We start from the raw sequence: 21,033 nt of genomic DNA, 5'->3' as shown, positions 1-21,033 counted from the left end.
GTACTCGGTGATCGCGTGCTCGTGCGCGGCGATCTTCTCCATGCCGATGGCCGACAGGTAGTCGATGGCCGCGCCCAGCCCGACCGCCTGGGCGACCGGCGGGGTGCCGGCCTCGGCCGGCCCGTTCAGCACGGTCCGGCTGACGACCCTGCACGTCTATCAGCTGGAGGCGATCCATCGCGTCCGAGCCGCAGTGCAGCGCGCCCTCGACCGCCACGACGACGCCGAGCGGCTCCTCGGCGCCCTCAGCGACCTGCTGGACTGGCGAGACCTTACCCCGGCCGACGTCGCCGCGGCCCTGGACCGCGTCCTGGCGGTCCCACGCCCGCCGTGCGGACGATTGCCGCCGCACACTTCACCGGCCGCTACGGCGCTGAGTGGCAGGCCGCCTTCCGGGAGGTCACCGCAGCCTGGCAAGCGGGAGGCGTCCAGCGCGTCTTTAACGTGGACCCACGGCCGGAAGCAGGCGCACCGGGAGGAGTGCGGCGCCTTTCGGGCGCCCGAGTTACCGCTCTCCTGGGACGCCGATACGGTCGTGCGCCCGGCGAGGGCAGTCGCGTGAACCAGGGCCGCCGACGCCCCGCGAACGGCCCAAGCCACCCGACGAACCGGGCGGGCAGCGGTCAAGCTGCTCTCAGAGCACTCTTCCGCTCGCATTTCGCAGCACTCACGCCGGGAGGCATCATGGCCCGATCGACGCGCCTCATCTTTCGCAACATGCAGGGCAGGACCCGTCACAACCATAATTTCGACGCCATCTCGCAGGAATCCGCCGTCCTCGTCACGGCCGCGATGTGGCAGTTCTCCGGGGGTGTCTTCGGGACGGACGGGCGTCCCGTCCTTGGTGAGGCTGGTCATGAACCCAATGTGTATGTAACCAACATCGGCCCCCACGGGAAGCCCGGGGGCGAGGCCGGGGGTGTCGAGTTCCTCCTGCACACCGAGTCGAATACGCCGGTCGACGTCATGATCACCATCACGGTCTTCGAGCCTGTCGAATCTTTCCAGGTCATCGGTTGACCGAACGGGGCCGCCATCGACGTGCAGGGCGGGCTCGAGTGGCGCTGCCTGGCCCGCCCTCGCTGCTCGGCGGAGTTCTCGGATGGTGGGCGGAGAATGCTCAAGCACCCAAATGAGACGACCGCCCCGCCGGCCCCGGCCAAACGCCACCGCCGCGCCATGCCCGCATCCCACCGGCACGACGACCGCCCCGCAGGCCCGGATGCGCCCAGCGCCGGAGCCGACGCTCTCCGCGCTCGGCACCCTGCGGTCCTGAGGCGGCGCCAGAACGGCTGTGGTCAGCGGTGGGCGGGCCCGTGGCGGGTAAGCGTTCTCCATGGCTGTCCAGGGCCGCTGTGGGCCGCCGTCAGAGCGCGTTGCGGGCCCGGCGGGGCGGAACAGACCCCCCGGGGGTTGCCCCGGGGGGCTTGGTGTCCGAGGGTTTCGACATTCCCATTGGCCAGAGCCGAAATCAGGGCCGCCGGGCTTGCCGACAACCCTCTCTTCCTTGGCTTGTGGTGTTGGCGGTTGGGTGGGTGGTGCGGTCGCGGGTTCGCTCCTGGTCCGCGGGCCCTGCTTGTCGCTCCGGGCCCGCTCGACCCTCTCCCTCGCGGCCGGGTGGCCGCGCGCCTCCCGGCGGTCGGCGCTGGGTCGTCGGGGCGGTGGGCGGCGGGGGGGTGTCGGTGCCGTTGGGCAAAGGGGCGGGGGAAGATCAGCGCCGGCGATGGGGAGCGGCAGAAGCACGGGGGACCAGGAGCGAACCCGAGACGATCAGCAGCCGCCGGCCCGGCGCAGCCGGGTCCACTTCCGCCGCTCCGCCCGCAACCCGAACGGTTCCTGGGGCTCGGTGCGCCGACGATGTCCTCGTCGTCCTCGGCGTCCTCAAGGTCGCCACCTACAAGCAGCTGCACGCCCCGGTCGCGGGCGGCACCGACGACCGCGAGCACAACCGCACCGAGCACGTCGCCGAAGCCGTCCGAGACCTGGAGAAGCACAAGCTCGTCGAGTCACGCGGCACCACCCGCCCGCCCAGCCGCAAACCCACCGACAAAACCGCCGGCTCCAAGCCACAGCCTGGCGGCCCCGGCGCCGAGAAGATCTGGGGCCTCGGGTCTGTCCAGCGAACGGTTCATACAAGATTTTCGTAGCCGGTGATCGCTTCGGAGCGTGTGTCAGCTGAGCAGGATGCGCTGACGCAGGAGGCGGTATCCGGCGCGGCCGTAGGTCTGCCTCTTGAGCAGCTTGATCTTGTTGTTGACGCCTTCGGTGCGGCCGTTGTGCCAGGGCAAGGTGAGGGCGTGTTCGACGGCCGTGCGATCGCGTTCGAGCCCGGTGACGTAGGCGTGCAGGAAGGGCAGGTCCGCGGCTCGGACCTGGGTGATCCAGCCGGTCAGCGCGTCGGCGTTGGCCGGTGCCGGGGTGAGCAGGGCGGCGAAGCCGGTCGTCGCGGCGGCCAGGGCCGTCATCTCCGGGCAGGCCCCGGCGAGCTGGTCGCGCAGCACGAGCTGCTCTTCGCGCAGGTGGTCGGGGTCGGTGAGCAGGAGGCGGGCCACTCTGCGCGGGGAGAGGCTGGCGTGGTCGGCCTCGACCCGTCCCTGGTTGATGTAGCGGACCAGGAGGTTCGCACTGCCGCTGTAGCCGAGTTCCTTGATCTCGGCCAGGAGGTGGGTGACGGGGACCGCGGGGTCCTCGGCGCGGCGTCGGCGCAGGTGGTCGCGGTAGGGATCGACCAGGGTGGGCCGGTACAGGGGCGCCGTCACCATGCGTTCCGGCTCGGTGTGGCGGGCGTAGCGTTTGACGGTGTTCAGGGCGAGGCCCAGACGGCGGGAGCATTCCAGCAGGCCGACCCCGGCACCGAGGAGCTGGTGGACCTGCTGCCACCGCTCGCGGGTGGTCGCGGCGCGGGTGCCCTCCCGCAGAGGCGGGCCGGCCTTGGCCCAGCAGGCGCTGTGGGCCCTGATCTCGCTGGTCGCGGCCTCGGCCAGGCCGTGCCACAGGTGCCAGCGGTCGCAGACCTGCGTGATCGCGGGGTTGGCGTCCGTGGTGGCCTGCGCGAAGCCCCCGGCCCCGTCCCGGCAGACAACCGATATACCGGGGTGGTCCTTCAGCCAGGCGGTGACCGTCTCCATCTTCCGGTCCGGCAGCACCTCGATCCGCTCACCTGTCACGGCGTCGATCAGGATCGTGGCATAGCGGTGGCCTCGGCGCAGGGCGAACTCGTCGATCCCCAGTACCCGCGGGACGGCCCTGACCGGCAGGGCGACGCGCATCAGGCAATTCAGTACGCACGCCGAGGACAGCGCCTGGTGCAGCACACTCAGCAGCCGGGCCCCGGCCGACCCGGCCAGGGCCACGGCGACCGCGTCGATCACCTTCTGCAGGGCTGGCGTGCGGCGCTGGTAACGCTTCGTCAGCCCGTCTACCTGCTCTGCGAAGGTGGCCTTCTCGCAGTCCGGGTTCTCGCGGTACAGACGGCGCACCGATAAGTCGATCACGACCGGGCGGCCGCCGACCGCCTCGTCCGCGACATGCCGCTCATATCGCGAATGCACCCAGTCCGATACCTGCCCGCACGCCGGACACGCCGCTTCGGCGTCATCCCTGGTCCGGGCCGTGATCCTCAGCAGATCCCCGCCAGCCTCCACCCGATCGACCCGCACCGCGGCCAGCTGCGGCAGAAGGTCCCCCACCACGACAACACACACAGCCAGCCTCTCACCGCCAACCAGCCAACACCAGAGGCAAGTTGAAGCGATCACCGGCTACGAAAATCTTGTATGAGCCGTTTTTTTTACAGACCCGCGCTGCCGGCCGGTCCGTTCCGCGATCACGGTCGCGGGCAGCGTCGGCGTCTCCCGAGGAATCTCGCGGATCTACGGAGACGTGCCCAACGTGTTCGGCCTGCCGGGTGCCGTGCCGCTGCCTACTTGATGTGGCGCAGCAGGGCGGTGACGGCTGGGTACACCTGCCCTCGGGGGTGTACCACCATCACCTTCCAGGTGGGTGCGTGTTGGGTGAAGTGGTGTGGCGTGAGGTCGGGGAAGCGGGCGGCCAGGGATGTGGGCATGATGCACACGCCGAGGTCCTGGCGGACCAGGTCGGTGGCGGCCAGGATGTCGTTGACCTCGAAGGTGGCGGTGCGGTCGACGAGGGCCGCGTGGAAGGCCCGGTCGACCGAGTGCCGGATGGCCCAGCCGGCGGGGAATTCCACCAGTGGCAGGGCGGCGGCCTCGGCGAGGGTGACCGGTCGCTCGCCTTCCATGGCGCGGCTCGGTGCCGTGATCAGGACCATCTCCTCCTCCTTCAGCACGCGTGTGGCCAGTCCTCGTTGCTGGGGGCGGTCCAGTGCCGCGACGGCCACGTCCGTGGTGCCGGCGCGCAGTGCCTGCAGGATGTCGTCGGCCGGTGCCTGGCGAAGCCTGAGCGTTACCTGTGGGTGCTGGCGGCGGAAGGCGGCCAGTGCCTGGGCGAGGCCCGTGTGGAGGCCCTGCATGACGCCGATCGTGATCTCTCCCGTCAGCTCTCCTTTGACGAGGTCGACGGCGGCGCGGGCTTCCTCGGTGGCCCGCAGTGCGGCGCGGGCGGCCGGGAGGAACGCCTGGCCGGCCGGGGTGAGGGATACCCGGTGGGTGGTCCGGTGGAAGAGCGGTGCGCCCAGCTCGCGCTCAAGGGTGCGCACCGTGGTGGAGACCGCGGACTGCACCACGTGCAGGCGTCGTGCCGCCGCGCTGAAGCCGCCCTCCTCGGCGACCGCGACGACGACCTCCATCTGTCGAAGATCCATTCCGCCTCCGTACCCCCTCCGGGCCCGCTGGCTCCAGGCTATCTCCAACAGAGATTACCGTCATCTTTAGCCATCTCTTCGACATGGGAAGCGGTGGCGGTGGCACGAGGTTGAAGAGGTCGTCGGCAGCGAGGGAGCTGCCGGTGAACCAGGGCATCCGGCCCGGTGCCGGATGCCCGCCCTTGAAGCAAGGAGACGTCATGTCGAACAACGGCCTCATCGACCCCGCCGACGCCGCGGTTCTGCTGGTGGACCACCAGAGCGGTCTGCTGCAGATCGTCAACCACACCAACATCCACGAGCTGCGCAACAACGTGGCTGTTCTGGCCAAGGCCGCCACCCTGGCCGGCGCCCCGGTGATCGCCACCGCGTCGGTCCCCGAGGGCCCGAACGGCCCGCTGATCCCCGAGGTCTTCGACAACGCCCCCCAGGCGACCTACGTCCAGCGTCACGGTGAGATCAACGCCTGGGACGTGGAGGGCTTCCGCAGCGCCGTCGCGCGGACCGGCCGCCGCACCCTCCTCGTCGCCGGCATCATGACCAGCGTCTGCGTCGTCGAGCCCGCGCTGGCCGCCCTCGCCGAGGGATACGACGTGTACGCCGTCATCGACGCCTCCGGCACCTACTCCGACGAGGCACAGCGGATCTCGATCGAGCGCCTGAGCCGTGCGGGCGTCAAGGTCATCGACGTCCTGGGTGTGGCGGCCGAGCTGCAGAAGACCTGGGCCCGCGAGGACTGGGCCGCCTGGGGCGGCATCTACGCGAGCGTCAGCCCCGGCTACGCCGCCGTCATGGAGTCCGTGGCCCGCGCCCAGGCGGAAGCCACCGGGTCCGAGGGCGCCGGCGCCGAGGTCAAGTGGGCCGAGGCCCGCGGCCGGCTGGCCTGAAACCCTTCGCCCGCCCCGGGCCGTCCGGCCCGGGGCGGGCGAACCCGTCCTTCAGCGACTTGAGTTTCACGGCCGGCGTCGGTCCCAGGCGACGCCGACCGGCCACCGTCACCACTCGGAGCACTCACGAAAACGGAGCACCCCCATGTCGTTGTCCGCCCCCCGGCTCGTTCGTCGGGCACCCGGCCAGCAGATCGCCGCCCGGCACTCGGCCCGCAGGCACGGGGCCGGGTTCTGGCTGATCGCTTCGGCGTTCGTCACGGCCATGGCGTTCTCCACCGTCCCGACGCCGCTGTACCCCCTCTACCAGGCACGCGACGGCTTCTCCACCTTCACCGTCACCATTGTGTTCGCCGTCTACGCCCTCGGCGTCCTGGCCAGCCTGCGGCTGGCCGGGCACATCTCGGACTGGGTCGGCCGACGCAAGATCCTGATCACGGCACTGACCCTCGAACTGGTCGCCGCCACACTGTTCCTCACCCAGCCATCCCTGCCGCTCCTTCTCCTCGCACGGCTGGTCACCGGCCTCGGGGTCGGCATGCTCACCGCGACCGCCACCGCGCACCTGCACGAACTGCACACCGCACACCGCCCCGACGCCTCGCCGCAGCGCTTCGAGATCGTCTCCACCGCGGCCAACATCGGCGGCCTCGGCTTCGGCCCGCTCATCGCCGGCCTTCTCGCCCAGTACCTCGACGCCCCCCTGCGCCTGCCCTACCTCGTCTTCGGCGCCCTGCTGCTGATCAGCATCGCCGCGGTCGCGCTCACCCCCGAAACGGTCCAGGTGCAGTCCGTCAGGCCCGCCTACCGGCCGCAGCGCATCAGCACCGACCACGGTGACCCCGCCGGATACCTGGCCGCCACGGCCGCGGGCTTCGCGTCCTTCGCGGTCTTCGGCCTGTTCACCTCGCTGGCCCCCGGATTCGTCGGCCACACCCTGCACCACCCCTCCCGCGCACTGGCCGGACTGACCGTGTTCGCCGTGTTCGGCGCCTCCGCCGCGGCCCAGACCCTCACCAGCCGCCTCGACGCCACACTGCGCAGGAACATCGGCTTGTACGCCCAGGCCGCCGGGGCGACCGCACTCGCCGTCGGCATGCACACCGCCAGCCTCACCCTGTTCCTGGTGGCCGGCATCACGGCCGGCATCGGCGCCGGAGTCCTGTTCAAATCCGCCGTCGGCACCGTGGTCGCCATGGCCACCCCGGCCAAACGCGGCGAAGCCCTCGCCGGCCTCTTCCTCATCTCCTACCTCGGCCTCGCCCTGCCCGCCATCGCCATCGGCATCGCCACCCGCTACACCACCATGACCACCGCGATGACCTGGTTCACCGCGGTCCTGCTCGCCCTGCTCACCACGGCCGGCCTCCTCGCCCGCCGCCCCAGCCACACCGACTGAGCGCATCCTCCGCCACCAGGCCCAAAGGCCCATGCGGCGCCACGCCCAGCCCCGTGCGGCCCCGCGCCCGGCCCACTCGACCAGCCCGCCCCCGGTCCGGAAAGTGCACCATGACAACGACGCCAACGCCGACTCCAGCCTCCCCGCCGCATCCCCGGCCGAAGCTGGTGGCGACCGACCTCGACGGCACACTCCTGCACAGCGACGGCAGCCTGTCCCAGCGCACCCGGGCTGCCCTGACCGCGGCGAGCAAGGCCGGCATCCGCATCGCCCTCGTCACCGGCCGCCCACCACGGTGCGTTCCCGCCCTGCTGGAGACCATCGGACGGCACTACGTCATCGCCGCCAACGGCGCCACTCTGTACGCGCCGGACGCAACCACGATCCACATCTCCCCAATACGGTCCGACACGGCGACCGAACTCGGTGCGGGACTATCACGATCTAGGTGTACGGCACCCGGTTGGACTAGGTGTTGATCTTGTTGTCGGGCGTGGGCGGGTTGGCCTACGCCCGTCCGGCTGACAGGCGTCCGTCGAAGGTGATGTCGAAGGCGTTGAGGGCGGCCATCCAGCGGTTGCTCCAGCGTTGGCGGCCGCGGCCGGGGGGTCGAGTGCGAGGGTCGCCGGGTAGAGCCGTTTGAGGGCGGCCTGCTCGTTGGGGAAGTGGCCGCAGGCGCCGGCGGCGCTGCGGTAGCGGGAGTTGAGGCTCTCGATGGCGTTGGTCGTGCAGATGATCTTTCGGATCTCGGCGTCGAACGTCAGGAAGGGGACCATCTCGGACCAGGCCCGTTCCCACAGTCGCACGACGGCCGGATAGGACGCTTCCCAGGCGGCGGCGAACTCGGCGAACCGCTCCAGGGCCGCGGCCTCGTTCGGCGCGGTGGAGACGGGCTTGAGGTCGCGGGCGACCGCCGCCCAGTCCCGCTTGGAGGTGTAGCGGAAAGAGTTCCGCAGCAGGTGCAGCCGTAAAGATTCAAGATGTCGGCGTGTCAGTGACCCTCTCTTGATCATCCGTCAGGTTCGTGAGGTGCTCGATAAGCTCGGCAGCGGAGTCGAACCGTCGCGAGGCGGCTGGAAGCGTGACGCCTGTGTCCTCGAGCACCGGTTGTGCGTCGGCGAGTGCATTGCGCACAGTGTTCAGGCTCACCCCGAATGCCTCTGCCAAGACCGGCTTGCTGGCGATCTTCCGTGCGTCCAGGACCGCCACGAGCAGGCGATCGGCGTCGGTGATCTTTTGGCGGAACACGCCGCCGCGTGAGCCGGGTTGACGCGGGCCGCCGCGCTGACGGTGGCGCCGGGACTCGATGAGTGCACTCTGCTGCACCGAGAGCCGGTCAATGAGCGCGTCCAACTCGGTGCGGCTCATGCCGGTGAGCGCGGGGTGGGCGAGTTGGTGGGTGGCCCGTTGCCGGGCCGTGGTCGGGGCACCGGTGGCCAGGTAGTCGCGGATCTGCTGGCCGTTGTCGAAGCACAAGGTGGTCGGCGTGACCGTGATCTCGTGTTCCTGCAGGAGTCGCCGGACGTCCTTGACCGCAGGCCCGATGGTGCGCTGATGGAGGCCCAGCATGTCCGCCAGTGTGGTCTGGGAACAGATGTGACGTAGATACAGGACGCTGACCAGGACTTTGTCGGCCGGGGAGAGCGCCGGCGGGCGGGATCCTGCGCTCTCGCGCCGGCGCCGGCCGTCGCGGTAGCACCACAGCCGCTCCTCGCGCAGTGCGGCGAGTCCGGGGGGCGAGAAGGTCGCTGATCCGAGCCAGTTCCTCCGGCTCCATGCCGGTGAGAGCCGGGACGGCCAGCAGATCGAGCACCTCTCGGCGGGCCTGGTCGTCGCGTACTGTCGCGCCATCGGCCCCCCTCGCCGCTGGCAGGCAGGATGGTGTAGTTCCACGCGCTTTGCTGCTGGTGAGCCTCGATGGGCAGCGCCTTGATCTGGGCCTTGCTCACCGCGATGCCCAACGGGTAAGCGCCGGTGTCGAGTTCGGCCTGGATCCGCAGTCCGGCGCGGGTGCGGGTGGCGGCGATGGCCCGGACCACGACCTCGTGGCTGGTCAGCGGGCGGCCGCGCCAGTTCATCGTGATGTGGGCGAACATCCGGTGCTCGATCTTGTTCCACTTCGAAGTCCCGGGAGGATAGTGGCAGACCGTGATCGCCAGGCCGGAGTCGGCGGCGAAGGCGGCAAGCTCGGCTTTCCGCAGCCGGTAGCGGTAGCTGTTCGACCCGCCGGCGTCCGCGGTGATCAGCAGCCGGGTTGCCTCCGGGTAGTCGAGGCGGCCTGCCACCAGCGTCGGATCGAGGCCTCGGCGAAGGCGGAAGTGTCGTGGTCGACCCCGACGTTGACCCAGCCGGTGTTCGCGGACACGTCGTAGATGCCGTAGGGGATGGCGGCGTCGCCAGTGGGACCGGAGAAGAAGCAGTGGTCCTCCACCAGTACGGGATCGCCCTTCGGGCGCCACTGCCGCCCCGGATTGGGCAGCTGGCCGAGCAGTTCCTTCTTCTTCGTGTCGACGCTGATCACCGGCTCGCCGGTGCTCTGGTGCTGGCTGACCTGCTCGTTGATGTAGCGGAACTGGGCGTCGCGGTCGGGATGCTGGGTTCCCTCCAACACCTTGGCCTGGGACTGGAGGCTGAAGCCACTCTCCTTCAGCAGCCGGCCGACCGTCACGGCAGACACCGGGTGGCCCTGCCGGGTCAGCTCGTCGGCGAGGTTGCGCAGCGACTTGGTCGTCCACCTCAGCGGGGACATCGGGTCGCCCCGTTCATCCGGTTCCACCAGCGCCATCAGCGCGGGCAGCAGGTCAGGGTCCACCCGCTCGGCCCGCTTGCGTCCGCCTCCGGGCCGCCGAACACGGCCATCATCGATCGGCTCCCGGCCGGCTTCCAGCTCGAAGACACCACTGCGGATCGTGGTCTCGCTGGCCCCGCTGATCCGTGCGACCGCCCGGACACCGCCGTGCCCGATCAGCCTCGCCTCGGCCGCGAGCAGCAGACGCCGCTGCCGCTCGTTCAGAACCGGCAGCAACACCTTGAACCGCGCGGCGAGTTGGCCGCGCTCCCCCTCCGATATGCCCATACCAAGTCAACGATGCCCACAGGCAGAAGCAACAGGTTGATTCTTTACGGCTGCGGTGGACGATGCACGTCTGCACCACGGTCTGCGGCCAGACCTGGGCGACCGCGTCGGGCAGCCCGGCCAGACCGTCGCAGATGAGGATCAGGCAGTCCTTGACGTCCCTGTTCTTGATCTCGGTGAGCACGGACTGCCAGTACTTGGCGCCCTCGCCGCCGCGGGAGGTCCACGGGCCCAGGATGTCCCGGTAGCCGTCCGCGGGGACGCCGAGGACGACGCAGACGGGCCGGTTGGCGACCTGACCGTCGCGGACCTTGATGTTCACGGCATCCACGAACAGCACCGGATAGACCGGGTCGAGGGCGAGGCCCGCTGGCTGCGCTACGCGCACAAGCACCTGTCCGGCATGTTCCCGTACCTCCCCCAGCGCGCGGGCTACAACAAGCGACTCCGTTCAGCTCTGCCGCTGATCAAGCGGGTGATCCGGGAACTGGCCCGGGACAGCGACTTCTGGACCGACACGGTGTGGATTACCGATTCCACCCCGGTACCGTGCGGAATGTCGCGCCCTACCGTTAAACGCTCCGATCTGGCGGGCTGGGCCGGCTACGGCTACTGCGCCTCACACTCCCGCTTCTTCTGGGGCCTGCGCCTGTACCTGGTGTGCACGCCCACCGGCATGCCCATCCTGTGGGCACTGGCCAACCCCAAGCTGGACGAGCGCGAGGTCCTGGCGGCGATGCTCGAAGTCGACACCGAGCTCGTCGCCCGGCGCGAGGGCATCGTGCTCATCTCCGACAAAGGCTTCGCCTCGAAGGCGTTCGAGCGAGAACTCGCCGAGTTGGGCGTCGAGTTGCTGCGGCCTTCGTTCAAGCGCGAGAGGCAGCGGTTTGGCGAGCCGATGCTCAAGAAGGTCCGCCAGCTGATCGAGTCGGTCAACGACACCCTCAAAGGGCAGCTCGACCTGGAACAACATGGCGGGCGGACCTTCGAGGGCGTCGCGATCCGGGTAGCTCAGCGAGTCCTGGCAATGGCCACCGCCATCTGGCACAACAACCAGACTGGCGCACCCGTCACCCGCTCGCTGATCGCGTTCGACCACTGACGGCATCTGGCAGTGACCGCAGCAGGTAGGTTCTCGCCGAGTCAGAGGACCTCGGTCTGCTCTGGGGTCACGCAGTGGTCGTGGTCGCCAACCTGCACGATGTAGCCCTTCGGCGGCTCCAAGGACGTCGTCCACCAGATACCGGTGACTTCCCCGATAGCTTCCGCCGTTCCGTTCGGTGGGTCCGACTCGATGCGGATTCGGACGCGGGTTCCGTCGGGCAGGTCGCTGCGATAACGGGGCGGCATGTCGGGATGAAGTCTTCCCCGGGAGATCAGGAACTCCGGCCGTAGCCCCCAGGGGCTGCCGTCCTCGGTCTCCACCGAGTAGAGCGGTCCGACGTAGCCGTCACGCTCGTCCTGCTCGATGACACACCCGACGATCACACCGCGGCTGCCCACGATCTCCGGCCCAAGCCAGCCCAGACTCGGAATGGGCGGATGCGGGGTCGTCAGTTCCACCATCTCGCCGTAGACCAGTGTGGCTTGCTCGGGCCAGGGAGTCTCGTCCAACAGCCACCTCGGCTCGACCGCCATGAGCACCTCCTATTCCTGGCCTCGGTAGACCCACCACACCATACGGCGATGCGGTTGGCCGGAGCGGCCTGGCCAGCCCTCCAGCCGCGCGCATGAACCTTCGGCCACCGTCACATCGGATCTACTCGTCTAGGGAGGGCCACCGTGGACGACGATCTCACCTTCGCGCATGCCGACGACGGCCTGGTCCAGGAGTACGACGAGCTGGCCGCCCGCGCCTTCGGCCACACCGTCGGCGACATCACCCACCTGCGCGGCCACGCGGACGTCCGCGTCGCCCTCCGCGCGGGGCGGGTCGTCGCCGGCGGACTCGGCCTCCTCACCGACCAGTTCTTCGGCGGCGCCGCGGTGCCCAGCGCGTGCCTGGCCGCCGGAAGCGTCGCGCCCGAGGAACGCGGCAGCCGCCTCGCGACCGCCATGGTCGGCGAGCGGCTGCGGCCCCTGCGCGAACGCGGCGCGGTGATCTCCACCATCTCCACCGTCTCCAACGGCTACGCCCGCCACATGGGCTGGGAGGCCCCGGTCCCGGTGTTCGGGTGGGCCGTGAGGGCCGACGACCTGAAGCGGTCCTTCGCCGCCGGGGACCTCGACATCGAGCACGGCCTGACCAAGGACGCCCTGGACCTGCAGCAGGAGCTCGCCCGGCAGTGGAACGGCCCCGTCCAGCGCCCGGACTGGTGGTCAACGTGGACGACGGCGAAGAACGCCCTCACCACCTACCGGTTCAGCCGCTCCGGGGCACCCGCGGCCGGCTGGCTCTCCTTCACTACCAAGCGCAGCGACCGCCACGGCATGGACCTGGTGGTCCACGACTTCTGGGCCTCGGACCCGGACTGTGCCGCCTCGATGCTCGCGTTCCTCGCTCGGCACAGCAGCCGGGCCGAGACCGTGCAGTTCCGGCGCGGCGCACTGCCGCCCTACCCGGTGCTGCTGCACAACCTCCACCGGCACCGGGTGACGGCCGACTCCTGGCATCCGTGGATGCTCCGCATCCTCGACCTGCGGGGGGCGATCCGGCTGCGCGGCTGGCACGCCGACCTCGACCTTGAGATCCCGGTGGAGGTCGGGGACGAGCGCCCCGGCTCCAGCCACCGCTTCCTGCTGCGGCTGTGCGCCGGGTCGGCGGACATCGTCCCAACGCGCACCGAGGGTGCCGTCGCCTTCACCCGGGGACAGTTCGCCGTCTGGTACGCCGGCGGATACCGCAGCACCGCAGCAGCCCGCATGTCCGGCGTCCGCGCACGTTCCGAGGACTCACTGACCGCCCTCATCCGGGTCACCAACGACCGGGAGCCGTGGCTGCCCGACCACTTCTGAGGCCGATCACGGACGCGCTCCCAGCGGCTTCGGGCCCTGTCGGAAATTCCGACAGGGCCCGAAGGCTGACTTCCCTTCGACTTACCCCCGAGCGCGTCCGCGGGCCTTCTTGTCTTGCTTCCGGTCGCTCTTCGAGGGCTTGTTGCCGCTCCGGTCACCACGGAGTCCGGCCACGACTGGTCGAAGACGCCCGCGATCCCGGCGCTGCCGGTCGGATCCCTCATCAGCTTGAGGTCTGGGTGCAGGGGAGCGACCCACATCCGCAGGTCCCCCTCCATCTCTCGCACGGACGCTGCCACGCGCCAGCAGAGTCCAGGAGGACCAGCGGCTGCCCGACCGGCCACTCGGGAGCCATCGCCCGATGGAAGCCTCCGTGGCCCGCGCCTTCGTGGAAGAACCACAGAGCCACCCTCCACCCCCGGGCCCGCTCGCTGTCCGCGTTGAGCACGGCGCTGAACAGCTCCTGCCTGATGCCCCGCCGCCGGTGGTCGGCCGCCACCGCGATGTCAGAGACCTCGACCACCCTCTCGCGCAGCTGACGCGCCATCGGCTCCGGCAGCTGCGAGATCGCGTAGTGCGACCGCCTGCCAGTAGGACCGGCGTTCGCCAGGCCCACCACGGTGCCGCTGGCCCGCTCCGCCGCCACCAGGGCCACCAGCGCGGCCGTCGCGGCGGTGCCCGCTCGCCCGCGCAGCAGCCGGTACGCGGACTCCGCGTCCATCGGCACGCCGGAGGTGTCGGCGGCGTAGTCCTGCGCCAGGGCCCGCAGCGCCCCCTCCGAAGGCTCGGTCCCGGTCGGCGCCGTCGCCAGCTCCAGCAGATACCGGTGCGCGACCAGGCTCTCCGCGCTGTACGCGGGATTGGCCTGGTGCATCAGCTCCAAAGCCGCGTCGATGTCACCAGCCTGAAGCGGGCGGATGCGATAGAGGGAAGCGTCCATGGCCGCAGGCTAGACCCGCTAGCCGACAGAGACGGCCTACCTCACCGTCCTCCGGTCCACAGACCTATCGCGCCTTGCAGACTGCCGACGCCCGTTCAGGCCTCGCGGCGACAAGGAGGGCTCACTCGGCGTGGGCGTCATCCCCCCGTACTCGATCAGGCGCGCCAGACTCTCATACTGGTACCACTCCTCTGTCGACAGCTCTCGCACCCGCGTGACGAACGCAGTCCATGCAGGATGAGACCAGAGCTGAGGCGCATGCGCCCAGCGAGAGGCCGCAAGCTCGGGCATCCCTGCCGCCTCCCGGCACTGCGGGTTATCAGCCCAGGCCGTCAGGATGCCACCCAGCTGCTCGGGCTGGATGAAGCGTGCGCACGGGATCACCGCCGTCGCCGTCAGGCTCTCGGCGGTGCGCCAGGCGCCCGCCGCGGTCAGGATGCTCGCCAGGAAGAAGGTGAAGTAGGCGGAGGGCCGCCGCTCAATGACGGCAGCCTGCTGGGTCGGGTACAGCTGGGCGAACGTGCTGACCAAGGCAGGGATGCGGGCCCGGACCGCGTCAACCCCGACCAGGGCAAGCGCCGCGGCCATCTCGGGCTCCAGGAACCCTGTGGCGGCGGCGAAATGTGCTGGCCGGCCCTGAACGTAGGTGCCGATATGCTCGCACACCGTCGTGTCCAGGGCATCGGTGAAGACGTCGAACGCGGCCAGGCGCACGATCGCGCGCAGTTGCCCGATCGTTGTCAGCGCGACAGCCGCGGACACGCCGTCACGGGCCGCCCGGTCCGCGATGACCGCGTTCAGGTGGGTCTCGCGGGCGTCGGGGGTGCGGTCGCGCACGCCTACGCCCGCGACGGCAGCGGCGGCGGAGCGGACTGCGGCGGCCGGGTACAGCTTCTCGAACTTGCCGCCCTTGGCGCCGGCGCGCTTCTTGTGCGTCAGGGGCGATGAGTGCGGCCGGTCGTGGTTGTACTCCTCCTTCCAGTCGCCGATGGTGACCTGGCGTGGGTCAGGGACCAGCACAGGTGGATGTTGAGGCATTCGTCGCGCAGGCGACCGTTGAAGGACTCGACGAAGCAGCGTTCGAGGCGGATCGCGTTGCCGATAGCGTCGGTTCGCCCGCGGACTCCGGCCGGATCGACGAGGAGGACCGCTCGGTGTACGGCCTGCTCCGCCCCGTCGGCGGCGCCGAGCAGATCGAGCGCCACGGTCAGCTGGCCCCGGCACGTCCAGCACGGGCGCAGCGCGGCGTTCGCCGCTCGGGCCGCCTCCAGCTGGGCCTGGGCCTTGGCCTCCCGCTCCTCCTGCTGCCTGCCGTTGCTGGTGCTTCTCGTGGCAGGACCAGCAGAGGCCGCCCGGGGCGACGGGCCCAGTGAAACCTCGGGGCGGAATGCCTGTTCGGCTACCAGCCGGAGTCGACCAGCACGCAGCTGTCCGGGGTGATGTGGTGGGTGCGGCCTGAATAGCCGACCACCCGGCAGTGGCTGGTCACCCTGAGGCGGGGTGCGGTCGCGGCTTCCTCCAGGCGGATGCCGAAGCCGCCGTACATGCCGGGCACGCCAAACCACATCTCGGCTTCGGGCAGTTCGGTCAGGACGCAGACCTGCGGGAGGACCAGCGCCGTCTTGACCGCGTAGTACTCGGTGCGGACCCGGATCAGCGCGTGCAGGAAGTGCTCCATCGCCCGGAGGTCCGGCTCCGGCACCTGGTGCAGGGGCTCCGGTTCCAGCAGCGGCAGCAGGGCGTCGCGGCCGAGCCGGACGGCGACGTCGGCGGGGCGCTCCCCATCCATCGAGCACAGGGTACGCCAGGCTCCGGCGTCCAACAGCTGCTGGACGACCTCGGCCGGGGCGTTGTGCCAGGCAGCCTGGTGCAGCGGCGCCCAGCCGCTGCGGCCGCCGACACGGCGAGTGTTGGCCAGGCCGGGCGACTTCGCGACGGCGGCCACCACTGCCAGCCAGTCGCCCCTGTGCCCCGCATCGGACAGCTGGTCCCGCTCGGCCTGATGGACGTCCTTGTAGACGCCCCGCTCCGCCACGCCGTCCCAATCGCCCATCCGCTCCCCCTCGGTTCGCTGCCGCGCCATGCTAGCCCGAGGGGCGGGGTCGCCCCCGCCCCCCAGCAGAACAGGCCCGCGGCGCGGGCAGACGCCAACAGGTCACACCCTGCGGTCCTTCGCCGGGTAGAGAGCGAAGCCTGGGGTGGCTCATGCTCCGCCGCCGCCTCGCCCGCGACCCCTGCCGGCCAGCTCCGAAGCCGTGATCCACATCGCCTCGATCGACAACCTCACCACGCGCATAACGGACGAGACCACACCAGCCGGGTAAGGAACTTACTAGGGCATAAAGGGCAATCCGTTCACATCAAATGCCCACTGAGAGCGCCTTCGGGCGTGTCGGTGCCGTGCGGAATGATGCCCTTGTTCAAGATCGAGCGAGAGGGCTGTGATGGACGACGAACTGGACGATCTGATCCACCTTGCCGATCCGCCTGGGACGAGCGGTCATGTCATCGCACTGCGGGTGCTGAAGCGACCGGACCCGGGCAGTGAGTTCCTGGACTGTGAGTTCGCCGTGTCGACGGAGACCGTCACCGGTAGCTTCCGGGTAGGGATCTCGTCCTTCGACCTGGACATGTGGGAAGAGGCTCTCGACAGCCTTGCCGGGAACAGGTTCGTCTCGTGGCTGAACTCCGGCCGGACGGTCCAGTTGAAGATCAAGCCGCTCAGTCCCAGCGCGATTGGGGTGTCGATCAGCGACGATCCGTCCTCGCAGGTGACGGTCAGCCTTCCCATGTCCCCGCCGGCGGGCTGGATCGAGGACCATCGAACGCGCCTGGTGAAGGCTCGACAGGTCCTTGCAGGCTGACCGTCTCCTGGCCACCCGTCAGCGGGCGGCGGCCTGCTGGTCGGCTCGGCCCCGGGTGCTGGCCAGGCGGTAGGAGTCGGTGCCGGTTTCGATGATGGTGCCGATCGAATCCGGCGAGCCGGTCGGCCTGGTGGTCCGCACGCTCGCCACCTGGGAAGACGGCGACTCCGCGTGGCCCCGCGCCAAGTACCGGCGCCTGCTTCACAAGGTGACCGGCCGCCACGCGGTCGAGCTCGGCTTCAAGGACCCGGCCCACCGGGCAAGAGCCAGGAGAGCGGTGACTGACGAACAGGAACAGGCAGGAGCCGGCCCCATGATCCGCCGCACCTTCGTCCTCGGCGCCGGGATGGCCTTGTTCGCCGCCGCCGTACCGGCCGCCGGCAGCGCCGGCCCGGCCCTGGCCGCGGACCACCTACAGGCGCTGCTCGAGATCGAGCAGCAGCTGTACGCCCAGGACCGCGACCACGGCTCCGCCGACCTCGGCCAACAGGCCACCGCCGCACTCCACACCGCCCACACCTGGCTCACCCAGGGCCGCTACAGCGAGAACCTGGGCCGCCGCCTCCACACCGCCACCGGCATGCTGTCCGTCGCCGCCGGCTGGCTCGCCCTCGACGCCGGACGCACCGCAGACGCCCGCTCCCTCTACACCGAGGCCCTCGCCAGCGCCCGCCAGGCCGACGACCCCGGGCTCGAAGCCCACGCCTTCGCGTGCATGTCCCTGCTGGCCCATACCACCGGCCGCCCCCGCGAAGCGGTCGGCACCGCCCAGGTGGCGCAGCGCGCGGCCGCCGGACTCGGATCACCGCGCTGGCTGGCGCTGCTGGCGATGCGCGAGGCCCGCGGCTGGGCACTGCAGGGCGACCGCGCCCTCACCGAGGACGCCATGGTGCGGGCGTACCGCCTCTACGAGAAGGGGCCCAGAGAGGCCGACCCCGACTGGCTCGGCTTCTTCGTCCCCGCCGAGCTGGCTGGCCTGGAGTCGCTGTGCCGCGCCGACCTCGGCCAGCACGACCGCGCAGCGGCGGGCGCCGAGCAGGCCGTCATGCTGTTCGCCGACGGGCACCCGCGCAACCGCGCCCTCTACACCGCCGACATCGCCCTGCACCACGCCCACCGCGCCCGGCCCGATCTCGACGCCGTCACCGACGCCGGCCACCGCACCCTCGCCCACCTGAACGACGTCCACTCCGCGCGACTGCTGCGCTCCCTGCGAGACATCGCCGGGGCGCTGACGCCCCACCAGAGCGTTCCCTGCGTCGCCAGCTACCTGGGCACCTACCGAACCGCCGTTCACGCTGCCTGAAGGACACCATGACCACCCCGGCCACCCCCCTCGCCCTGCAGCGCTACGGCGCCAGCGACGCCGCCACCCTGCTCGACACCATCGCCGACGTCTGGGCCGAAGCCCACGCCGGTCACGACGACGTCGCCCGGGCCGGCTTCACCCCCGAGACCCTCCGCCGCCAGATCACCGGCCACGCCCGCCGCGACGAATTCACCCTCATCGCCGCCTACGCCACAGGCCAGGTCGTCGGCTTCGGCTACGGCTTCCGCTGCACCCCCGCCTACTGGTACGGCGAAGACCTCCTACCGGCCATCACCCCCCAGGCCCGCGACACCGACTCCCTGGCCGGAATCTGCGAACTCGCCGTCCGCACCGGCTGGCACGGTCAAGGAGTCGGCACCAGCATCCACAACGCCCTCGTCACCGCGCTGCGCACCCAGTGGGTGTCACTGCTCGCCATGCCCGGTGACACTCCAGCCCGCCGCCTCTACGACCGCCTGGGCTACGAGTACGCCGGACCGTACACGGCCGGACCAGACGGACCAGTCCTCGACCTTCTGCTGCTGCGCACCCACTTCTGACCGCACCCCCAGAGCGTGGCTGGCGCATCCGTCGAGCCACCGGGGAAAGGCTCCCGCCAGACCGAGCTCTCAAGTCGACCAGGAGCACCTTGACCTCGTGCCCGGCGTCGTCATCACCCTGCTGGGCACGGCCGCCGCGAGCTGGCCAGCCGGATCCGTCGCGGTCGAGTGGAGGCCCAGCGCTTCCCTCGTCGCCCTGGACGACGAAGCCGACGCCGGTGACACCGTTGACCGGTTCACTCGGGGCGTCGTCACGAGCGTGGAGGAAGCCCTCGGCTCCGTCCTACGCCGAGCCGGTCTGCGTGTCCTGACCGACTCCCAATTCGGCGGTGTGATCGTCGCTGACACCAGGCCCTTGGACGGCGCCGACGTCTTCGGCCTGTGACGGCAGTTCCCCGGTCCCACGCGGCACGGTGGGCAGTCTTTACGGCGTAAAGACCGCCCTCGCCGGAGCGCCGGTGTGAACGGCGACGGGAGCAGGGGGTCGGTGTCGACGTGGGAGAGGTCGAAGCCAGGAGCCGGTGGCTTTGTTCACGAGATTCGACAGCGTTTGTTCACGACTTCGGACAGCAGGACTTGGTCAGGCGATTCGAACAGCGCAGGCTTGCAGCCCGCGTGGTCACCGGACCGAACGAGGCTGGCCAGCCCAAGGGAATGACCACGCTGACCAGCCTCGTCGCTTTGTCAGTCCGTCGCGTTCAGCCGGGACTCTGCGACGGCGAGGCCGGCGATGGCGGCGAGCATCAATACCGTGCCGATGACCGTGGCCGCGGTGAGTTGCTCGCCCAGGAACAGCACGGCGAGCACTGCCGCACTGACCGGCTCGATGAGCATCACCACCGACGCTGTGGCTGCCCGGACCGCGCCCGCTCCGGCGAAGTACAGCGGGTAGGCGAGTGCCGTGGTGACGGTGGCGACGTAGAGCATCAGCAGCACGACATGGCCCAGGTGGGCGGTGTGCGGCACGAGGCCCTCGCCCCAGGCGAGCGGCAGCATGACGGCCGCGCCGACGGCAAAGGACCCCATCGTGAGGGTGTACGGGTCCTCACCGGCGCCATGCCGTCCGGTCCACCGGCCCAGGAGGTTGGAGACGGCGTATCCGGCGGCGGACAACAGCGCCATCGCCACCCCGACGGGGTGGACGACACCCTGCTGGTTACCCAGCACCAGGATCGCCAGGCCGGCCAGCGCGCCACAGACCGCCAGCAGGCCGCCTCGTCCGACGCGCTCACCGAGGAACAGGCGCCCGCCGGCGCCGGTGAACACCGGGGCCGCCCCGAGGGTGACGATGGTGCCCACTGCCAGTCCCGTGTCCTGCACGGCGGCGAAGTAGGCGGTCTGGAAGACCGCCAGGCCGACGCCGGTGCCCACGAACAGCAGCACACGTCGGCCCACCGGCTGCGGCGTCCTGGACAGCTTGCGGGCCGGGCGAACGACGCTTGCTGCGAGCAGCAGTGCCACGCCGGTCAGGAAGCGCCAGAACGAGACGGCCATCGGCCCGAAGTCGCTGGACCGGTAGACGATCTCCACGGCGGCTCCGGTGGTGCCCCAGGTGATGCCGGCTAACGCCAGATAGGCGAGGCCGCGGCGCACTGATCGGGGCGCCGTCACGGGGGCAGGGGTCATTGCAACAGCAGTTTTCGACACGGAAGGAATCTCCAGACGGAGCAGGTGGTCGTGGACTCGCGTCTGCGGGCACAACCACCCAGCGCGTCGCGGCCCGTGGCCTACCTACGCGCTGGTGTCGATGGCGACCCGCCTCAGAGGACGGGAGGCGCGAGAACTGCTGCACACATAGGGGCACTGTACGACATCGCCGGAAAGGCCCTTCCTTCCAGCCCTCGGCCAGCATGCGGGGCCCTCCTCATGGAGCTGCGACCCACCTCCATGCCACTGCGGCGACCCCGCCTGGAATCGAACGACGGCAGCCGGGGTGCTGTCCGAAGTCGTGAACAAACGCTGTCGAATCTCGTGAACAAAGCCAAGCCGGGGATCTTCGGGTCGAAGGCGGGCTTGAGCTCGTGGACCGGTCCGGACAGTGGCAGCACCAGGCGGCCGGCGGCTGCGAGGAACGCCATGTTGATGTCCAGGCCGACCGCCCAGCCAGCCGTCTGCTCGGTGCCGGTGAGCGGGCGGTGCCAGTCCCACGCCTCGGTCACCGGCTCGCCGCCCGGCCCCCGCCCCTCCGAGATCGCCCGACTCCGGTCAGCGGCTCAGCAGCCCGGCGCCTCGCGGACCTGAGCCGGGGCGGCAAACTCGC

General features: G+C 70.3%; 16 protein-coding genes and 8 pseudogenes. 12 read left to right on the top strand and 12 right to left on the bottom strand.

Annotated elements, in window-relative coordinates; translation table 11 throughout:
* Positions 1 to 114: pseudogene (locus tag ACZ3YO_RS37975) on the bottom strand (aminotransferase class V-fold PLP-dependent enzyme); the annotation flags it as partial.
* 570 nt (positions 115 to 684) lie between these two features.
* Here ACZ3YO_RS37975 and ACZ3YO_RS37970 point away from each other — a divergent pair.
* Complete coding sequence (locus ACZ3YO_RS37970) at positions 685 to 1,020, top strand: hypothetical protein (protein ID WP_465578593.1); 336 nt, start codon at positions 685 to 687, stop codon at positions 1,018 to 1,020.
* 1,151 nt (positions 1,021 to 2,171) lie between these two features.
* On the opposite strand, the gene ACZ3YO_RS37965 is transcribed toward ACZ3YO_RS37970, so the two are convergent.
* Positions 2,172 to 3,704 carry an ISL3 family transposase gene (locus ACZ3YO_RS37965; RefSeq protein ID WP_465578591.1) on the bottom strand — a complete coding sequence of 511 codons (1,533 nt, stop codon included), beginning with the start codon at positions 3,702 to 3,704 and terminating at the stop codon, positions 2,172 to 2,174.
* A 218-nt stretch (positions 3,705 to 3,922) separates the two neighbouring features.
* Positions 3,923 to 4,783 (bottom strand): LysR family transcriptional regulator, encoded by an 861-nt coding sequence (locus tag ACZ3YO_RS37960; protein WP_465578589.1) that lies wholly within the window; start codon positions 4,781 to 4,783, stop codon positions 3,923 to 3,925.
* Between the two features lie 200 nt (positions 4,784 to 4,983).
* Here ACZ3YO_RS37960 and ACZ3YO_RS37955 point away from each other — a divergent pair, with 200 nt between their 5' ends.
* From ACZ3YO_RS37955 to ACZ3YO_RS37945, 3 genes are all read left to right on the top strand, one after another.
* Positions 4,984 to 5,670 (top strand): isochorismatase family protein, encoded by a 687-nt coding sequence (locus tag ACZ3YO_RS37955; protein WP_465578587.1) that lies wholly within the window; start codon positions 4,984 to 4,986, stop codon positions 5,668 to 5,670.
* A 145-nt stretch (positions 5,671 to 5,815) separates the two neighbouring features.
* Positions 5,816 to 7,069, top strand: coding sequence for an MFS transporter (locus ACZ3YO_RS37950; protein WP_465578585.1), 1,254 nt, complete (start codon positions 5,816 to 5,818; stop codon positions 7,067 to 7,069).
* 110 nt (positions 7,070 to 7,179) lie between these two features.
* On the top strand, positions 7,180 to 7,548 hold the full coding sequence (locus ACZ3YO_RS37945; protein WP_465578583.1) for an HAD family hydrolase: 369 nt from the start codon (positions 7,180 to 7,182) through the stop codon (positions 7,546 to 7,548).
* Positions 7,549 to 7,576: 28 nt separating this feature from the next.
* On the opposite strand, the pseudogene ACZ3YO_RS37940 reads toward ACZ3YO_RS37945, so the two are convergent.
* The 3 pseudogenes from ACZ3YO_RS37940 to ACZ3YO_RS37930 all read right to left on the bottom strand — a co-directional run.
* Positions 7,577 to 8,034, bottom strand: a pseudogene (locus ACZ3YO_RS37940) (transposase); the annotation flags it as partial.
* Between the two features lie 511 nt (positions 8,035 to 8,545).
* A pseudogene (locus tag ACZ3YO_RS37935) lies at positions 8,546 to 10,145 on the bottom strand (ISAzo13 family transposase); the annotation flags it as partial.
* A gap of 46 nt (positions 10,146 to 10,191) precedes the next feature.
* Positions 10,192 to 10,503 (bottom strand): annotated as a pseudogene (locus ACZ3YO_RS37930) (transposase); the annotation flags it as partial.
* Between ACZ3YO_RS37930 and ACZ3YO_RS37925 the strand changes: the two are divergent.
* Positions 10,480 to 11,247: pseudogene (locus ACZ3YO_RS37925) on the top strand (IS982 family transposase); the annotation flags it as partial. The pseudogenes ACZ3YO_RS37930 and ACZ3YO_RS37925 overlap by 24 nt on opposite strands.
* Before the next feature lie 41 nt (positions 11,248 to 11,288).
* On the opposite strand, the gene ACZ3YO_RS37920 reads toward ACZ3YO_RS37925, so the two are convergent.
* A complete protein-coding gene (locus ACZ3YO_RS37920) occupies positions 11,289 to 11,783 on the bottom strand; it encodes a hypothetical protein (RefSeq protein WP_465578581.1) in 495 nt (164 codons plus the stop codon).
* Between the two features lie 144 nt (positions 11,784 to 11,927).
* Here ACZ3YO_RS37920 and ACZ3YO_RS37915 point away from each other — a divergent pair, with 144 nt between their 5' ends.
* The gene (locus ACZ3YO_RS37915; protein WP_465578579.1) at positions 11,928 to 13,100 is read left to right on the top strand and encodes a GNAT family N-acetyltransferase; all 1,173 of its coding nucleotides are present in this window, start codon (positions 11,928 to 11,930) and stop codon (positions 13,098 to 13,100) included.
* A gap of 223 nt (positions 13,101 to 13,323) precedes the next feature.
* Here ACZ3YO_RS37915 and ACZ3YO_RS37910 read toward each other — a convergent pair whose 3' ends face one another.
* Together ACZ3YO_RS37910 and ACZ3YO_RS37905 are read right to left on the bottom strand one after the other, a co-directional pair.
* On the bottom strand, positions 13,324 to 14,040 hold the full coding sequence (locus tag ACZ3YO_RS37910) for a GNAT family N-acetyltransferase (protein ID WP_465578577.1): 717 nt from the start codon (positions 14,038 to 14,040) through the stop codon (positions 13,324 to 13,326).
* A gap of 951 nt (positions 14,041 to 14,991) precedes the next feature.
* Positions 14,992 to 15,113 (bottom strand): annotated as a pseudogene (locus ACZ3YO_RS37905) (integrase core domain-containing protein); the annotation flags it as partial.
* Between ACZ3YO_RS37905 and ACZ3YO_RS37900 the strand changes: the two are divergent.
* Positions 15,063 to 15,413 (top strand): hypothetical protein, encoded by a 351-nt coding sequence (locus tag ACZ3YO_RS37900; RefSeq protein WP_465578599.1) that lies wholly within the window; start codon positions 15,063 to 15,065, stop codon positions 15,411 to 15,413. The pseudogene ACZ3YO_RS37905 and the gene ACZ3YO_RS37900 sit on opposite strands and share 51 nt — an antisense overlap.
* A gap of 26 nt (positions 15,414 to 15,439) precedes the next feature.
* Here ACZ3YO_RS37900 and ACZ3YO_RS37895 read toward each other — a convergent pair whose 3' ends face one another.
* Positions 15,440 to 16,093 (bottom strand): ankyrin repeat domain-containing protein, encoded by a 654-nt coding sequence (locus ACZ3YO_RS37895; protein WP_465578575.1) that lies wholly within the window; start codon positions 16,091 to 16,093, stop codon positions 15,440 to 15,442.
* 131 nt (positions 16,094 to 16,224) lie between these two features.
* On the opposite strand from ACZ3YO_RS37895, the pseudogene ACZ3YO_RS37890 reads away from it, so the two are divergent.
* A pseudogene (locus ACZ3YO_RS37890) lies at positions 16,225 to 16,364 on the top strand (IS5/IS1182 family transposase); the annotation flags it as partial.
* A 120-nt stretch (positions 16,365 to 16,484) separates the two neighbouring features.
* Complete coding sequence (locus ACZ3YO_RS37885) at positions 16,485 to 16,904, top strand: DUF5959 family protein (RefSeq protein ID WP_465578573.1); 420 nt, start codon at positions 16,485 to 16,487, stop codon at positions 16,902 to 16,904.
* A gap of 18 nt (positions 16,905 to 16,922) precedes the next feature.
* On the opposite strand, the pseudogene ACZ3YO_RS37880 reads toward ACZ3YO_RS37885, so the two are convergent.
* Positions 16,923 to 17,006, bottom strand: a pseudogene (locus tag ACZ3YO_RS37880) (ATPase); the annotation flags it as partial.
* A gap of 211 nt (positions 17,007 to 17,217) precedes the next feature.
* Here ACZ3YO_RS37880 and ACZ3YO_RS37875 point away from each other — a divergent pair.
* From ACZ3YO_RS37875 to ACZ3YO_RS37865, 3 genes are all read left to right on the top strand, one after another.
* Positions 17,218 to 18,210, top strand: coding sequence for a hypothetical protein (locus ACZ3YO_RS37875; RefSeq protein ID WP_465578571.1), 993 nt, complete (start codon positions 17,218 to 17,220; stop codon positions 18,208 to 18,210).
* An 8-nt stretch (positions 18,211 to 18,218) separates the two neighbouring features.
* Positions 18,219 to 18,773: a GNAT family N-acetyltransferase gene (locus ACZ3YO_RS37870; RefSeq protein WP_465578569.1), complete on the top strand. Its 555-nt coding sequence runs from the start codon at positions 18,219 to 18,221 to the stop codon at positions 18,771 to 18,773.
* Positions 18,774 to 18,870: 97 nt separating this feature from the next.
* Entirely contained in the window at positions 18,871 to 19,158 is a 288-nt protein-coding gene (locus ACZ3YO_RS37865) for a hypothetical protein (protein ID WP_465578567.1), read from the top strand.
* A gap of 299 nt (positions 19,159 to 19,457) precedes the next feature.
* Here ACZ3YO_RS37865 and ACZ3YO_RS37860 read toward each other — a convergent pair whose 3' ends face one another.
* Complete coding sequence (locus ACZ3YO_RS37860; RefSeq protein ID WP_465578565.1) at positions 19,458 to 20,399, bottom strand: DMT family transporter; 942 nt, start codon at positions 20,397 to 20,399, stop codon at positions 19,458 to 19,460.
* Positions 20,400 to 21,033 lie beyond the last annotated feature (634 nt).

The sequence above is a fragment of the Kitasatospora sp. NPDC022785 genome, from assembly GCF_055561295.1.
Note: the sequence above shows the minus strand (reverse complement) of the source record. Positions and strands in the feature narration are given on the sequence as shown.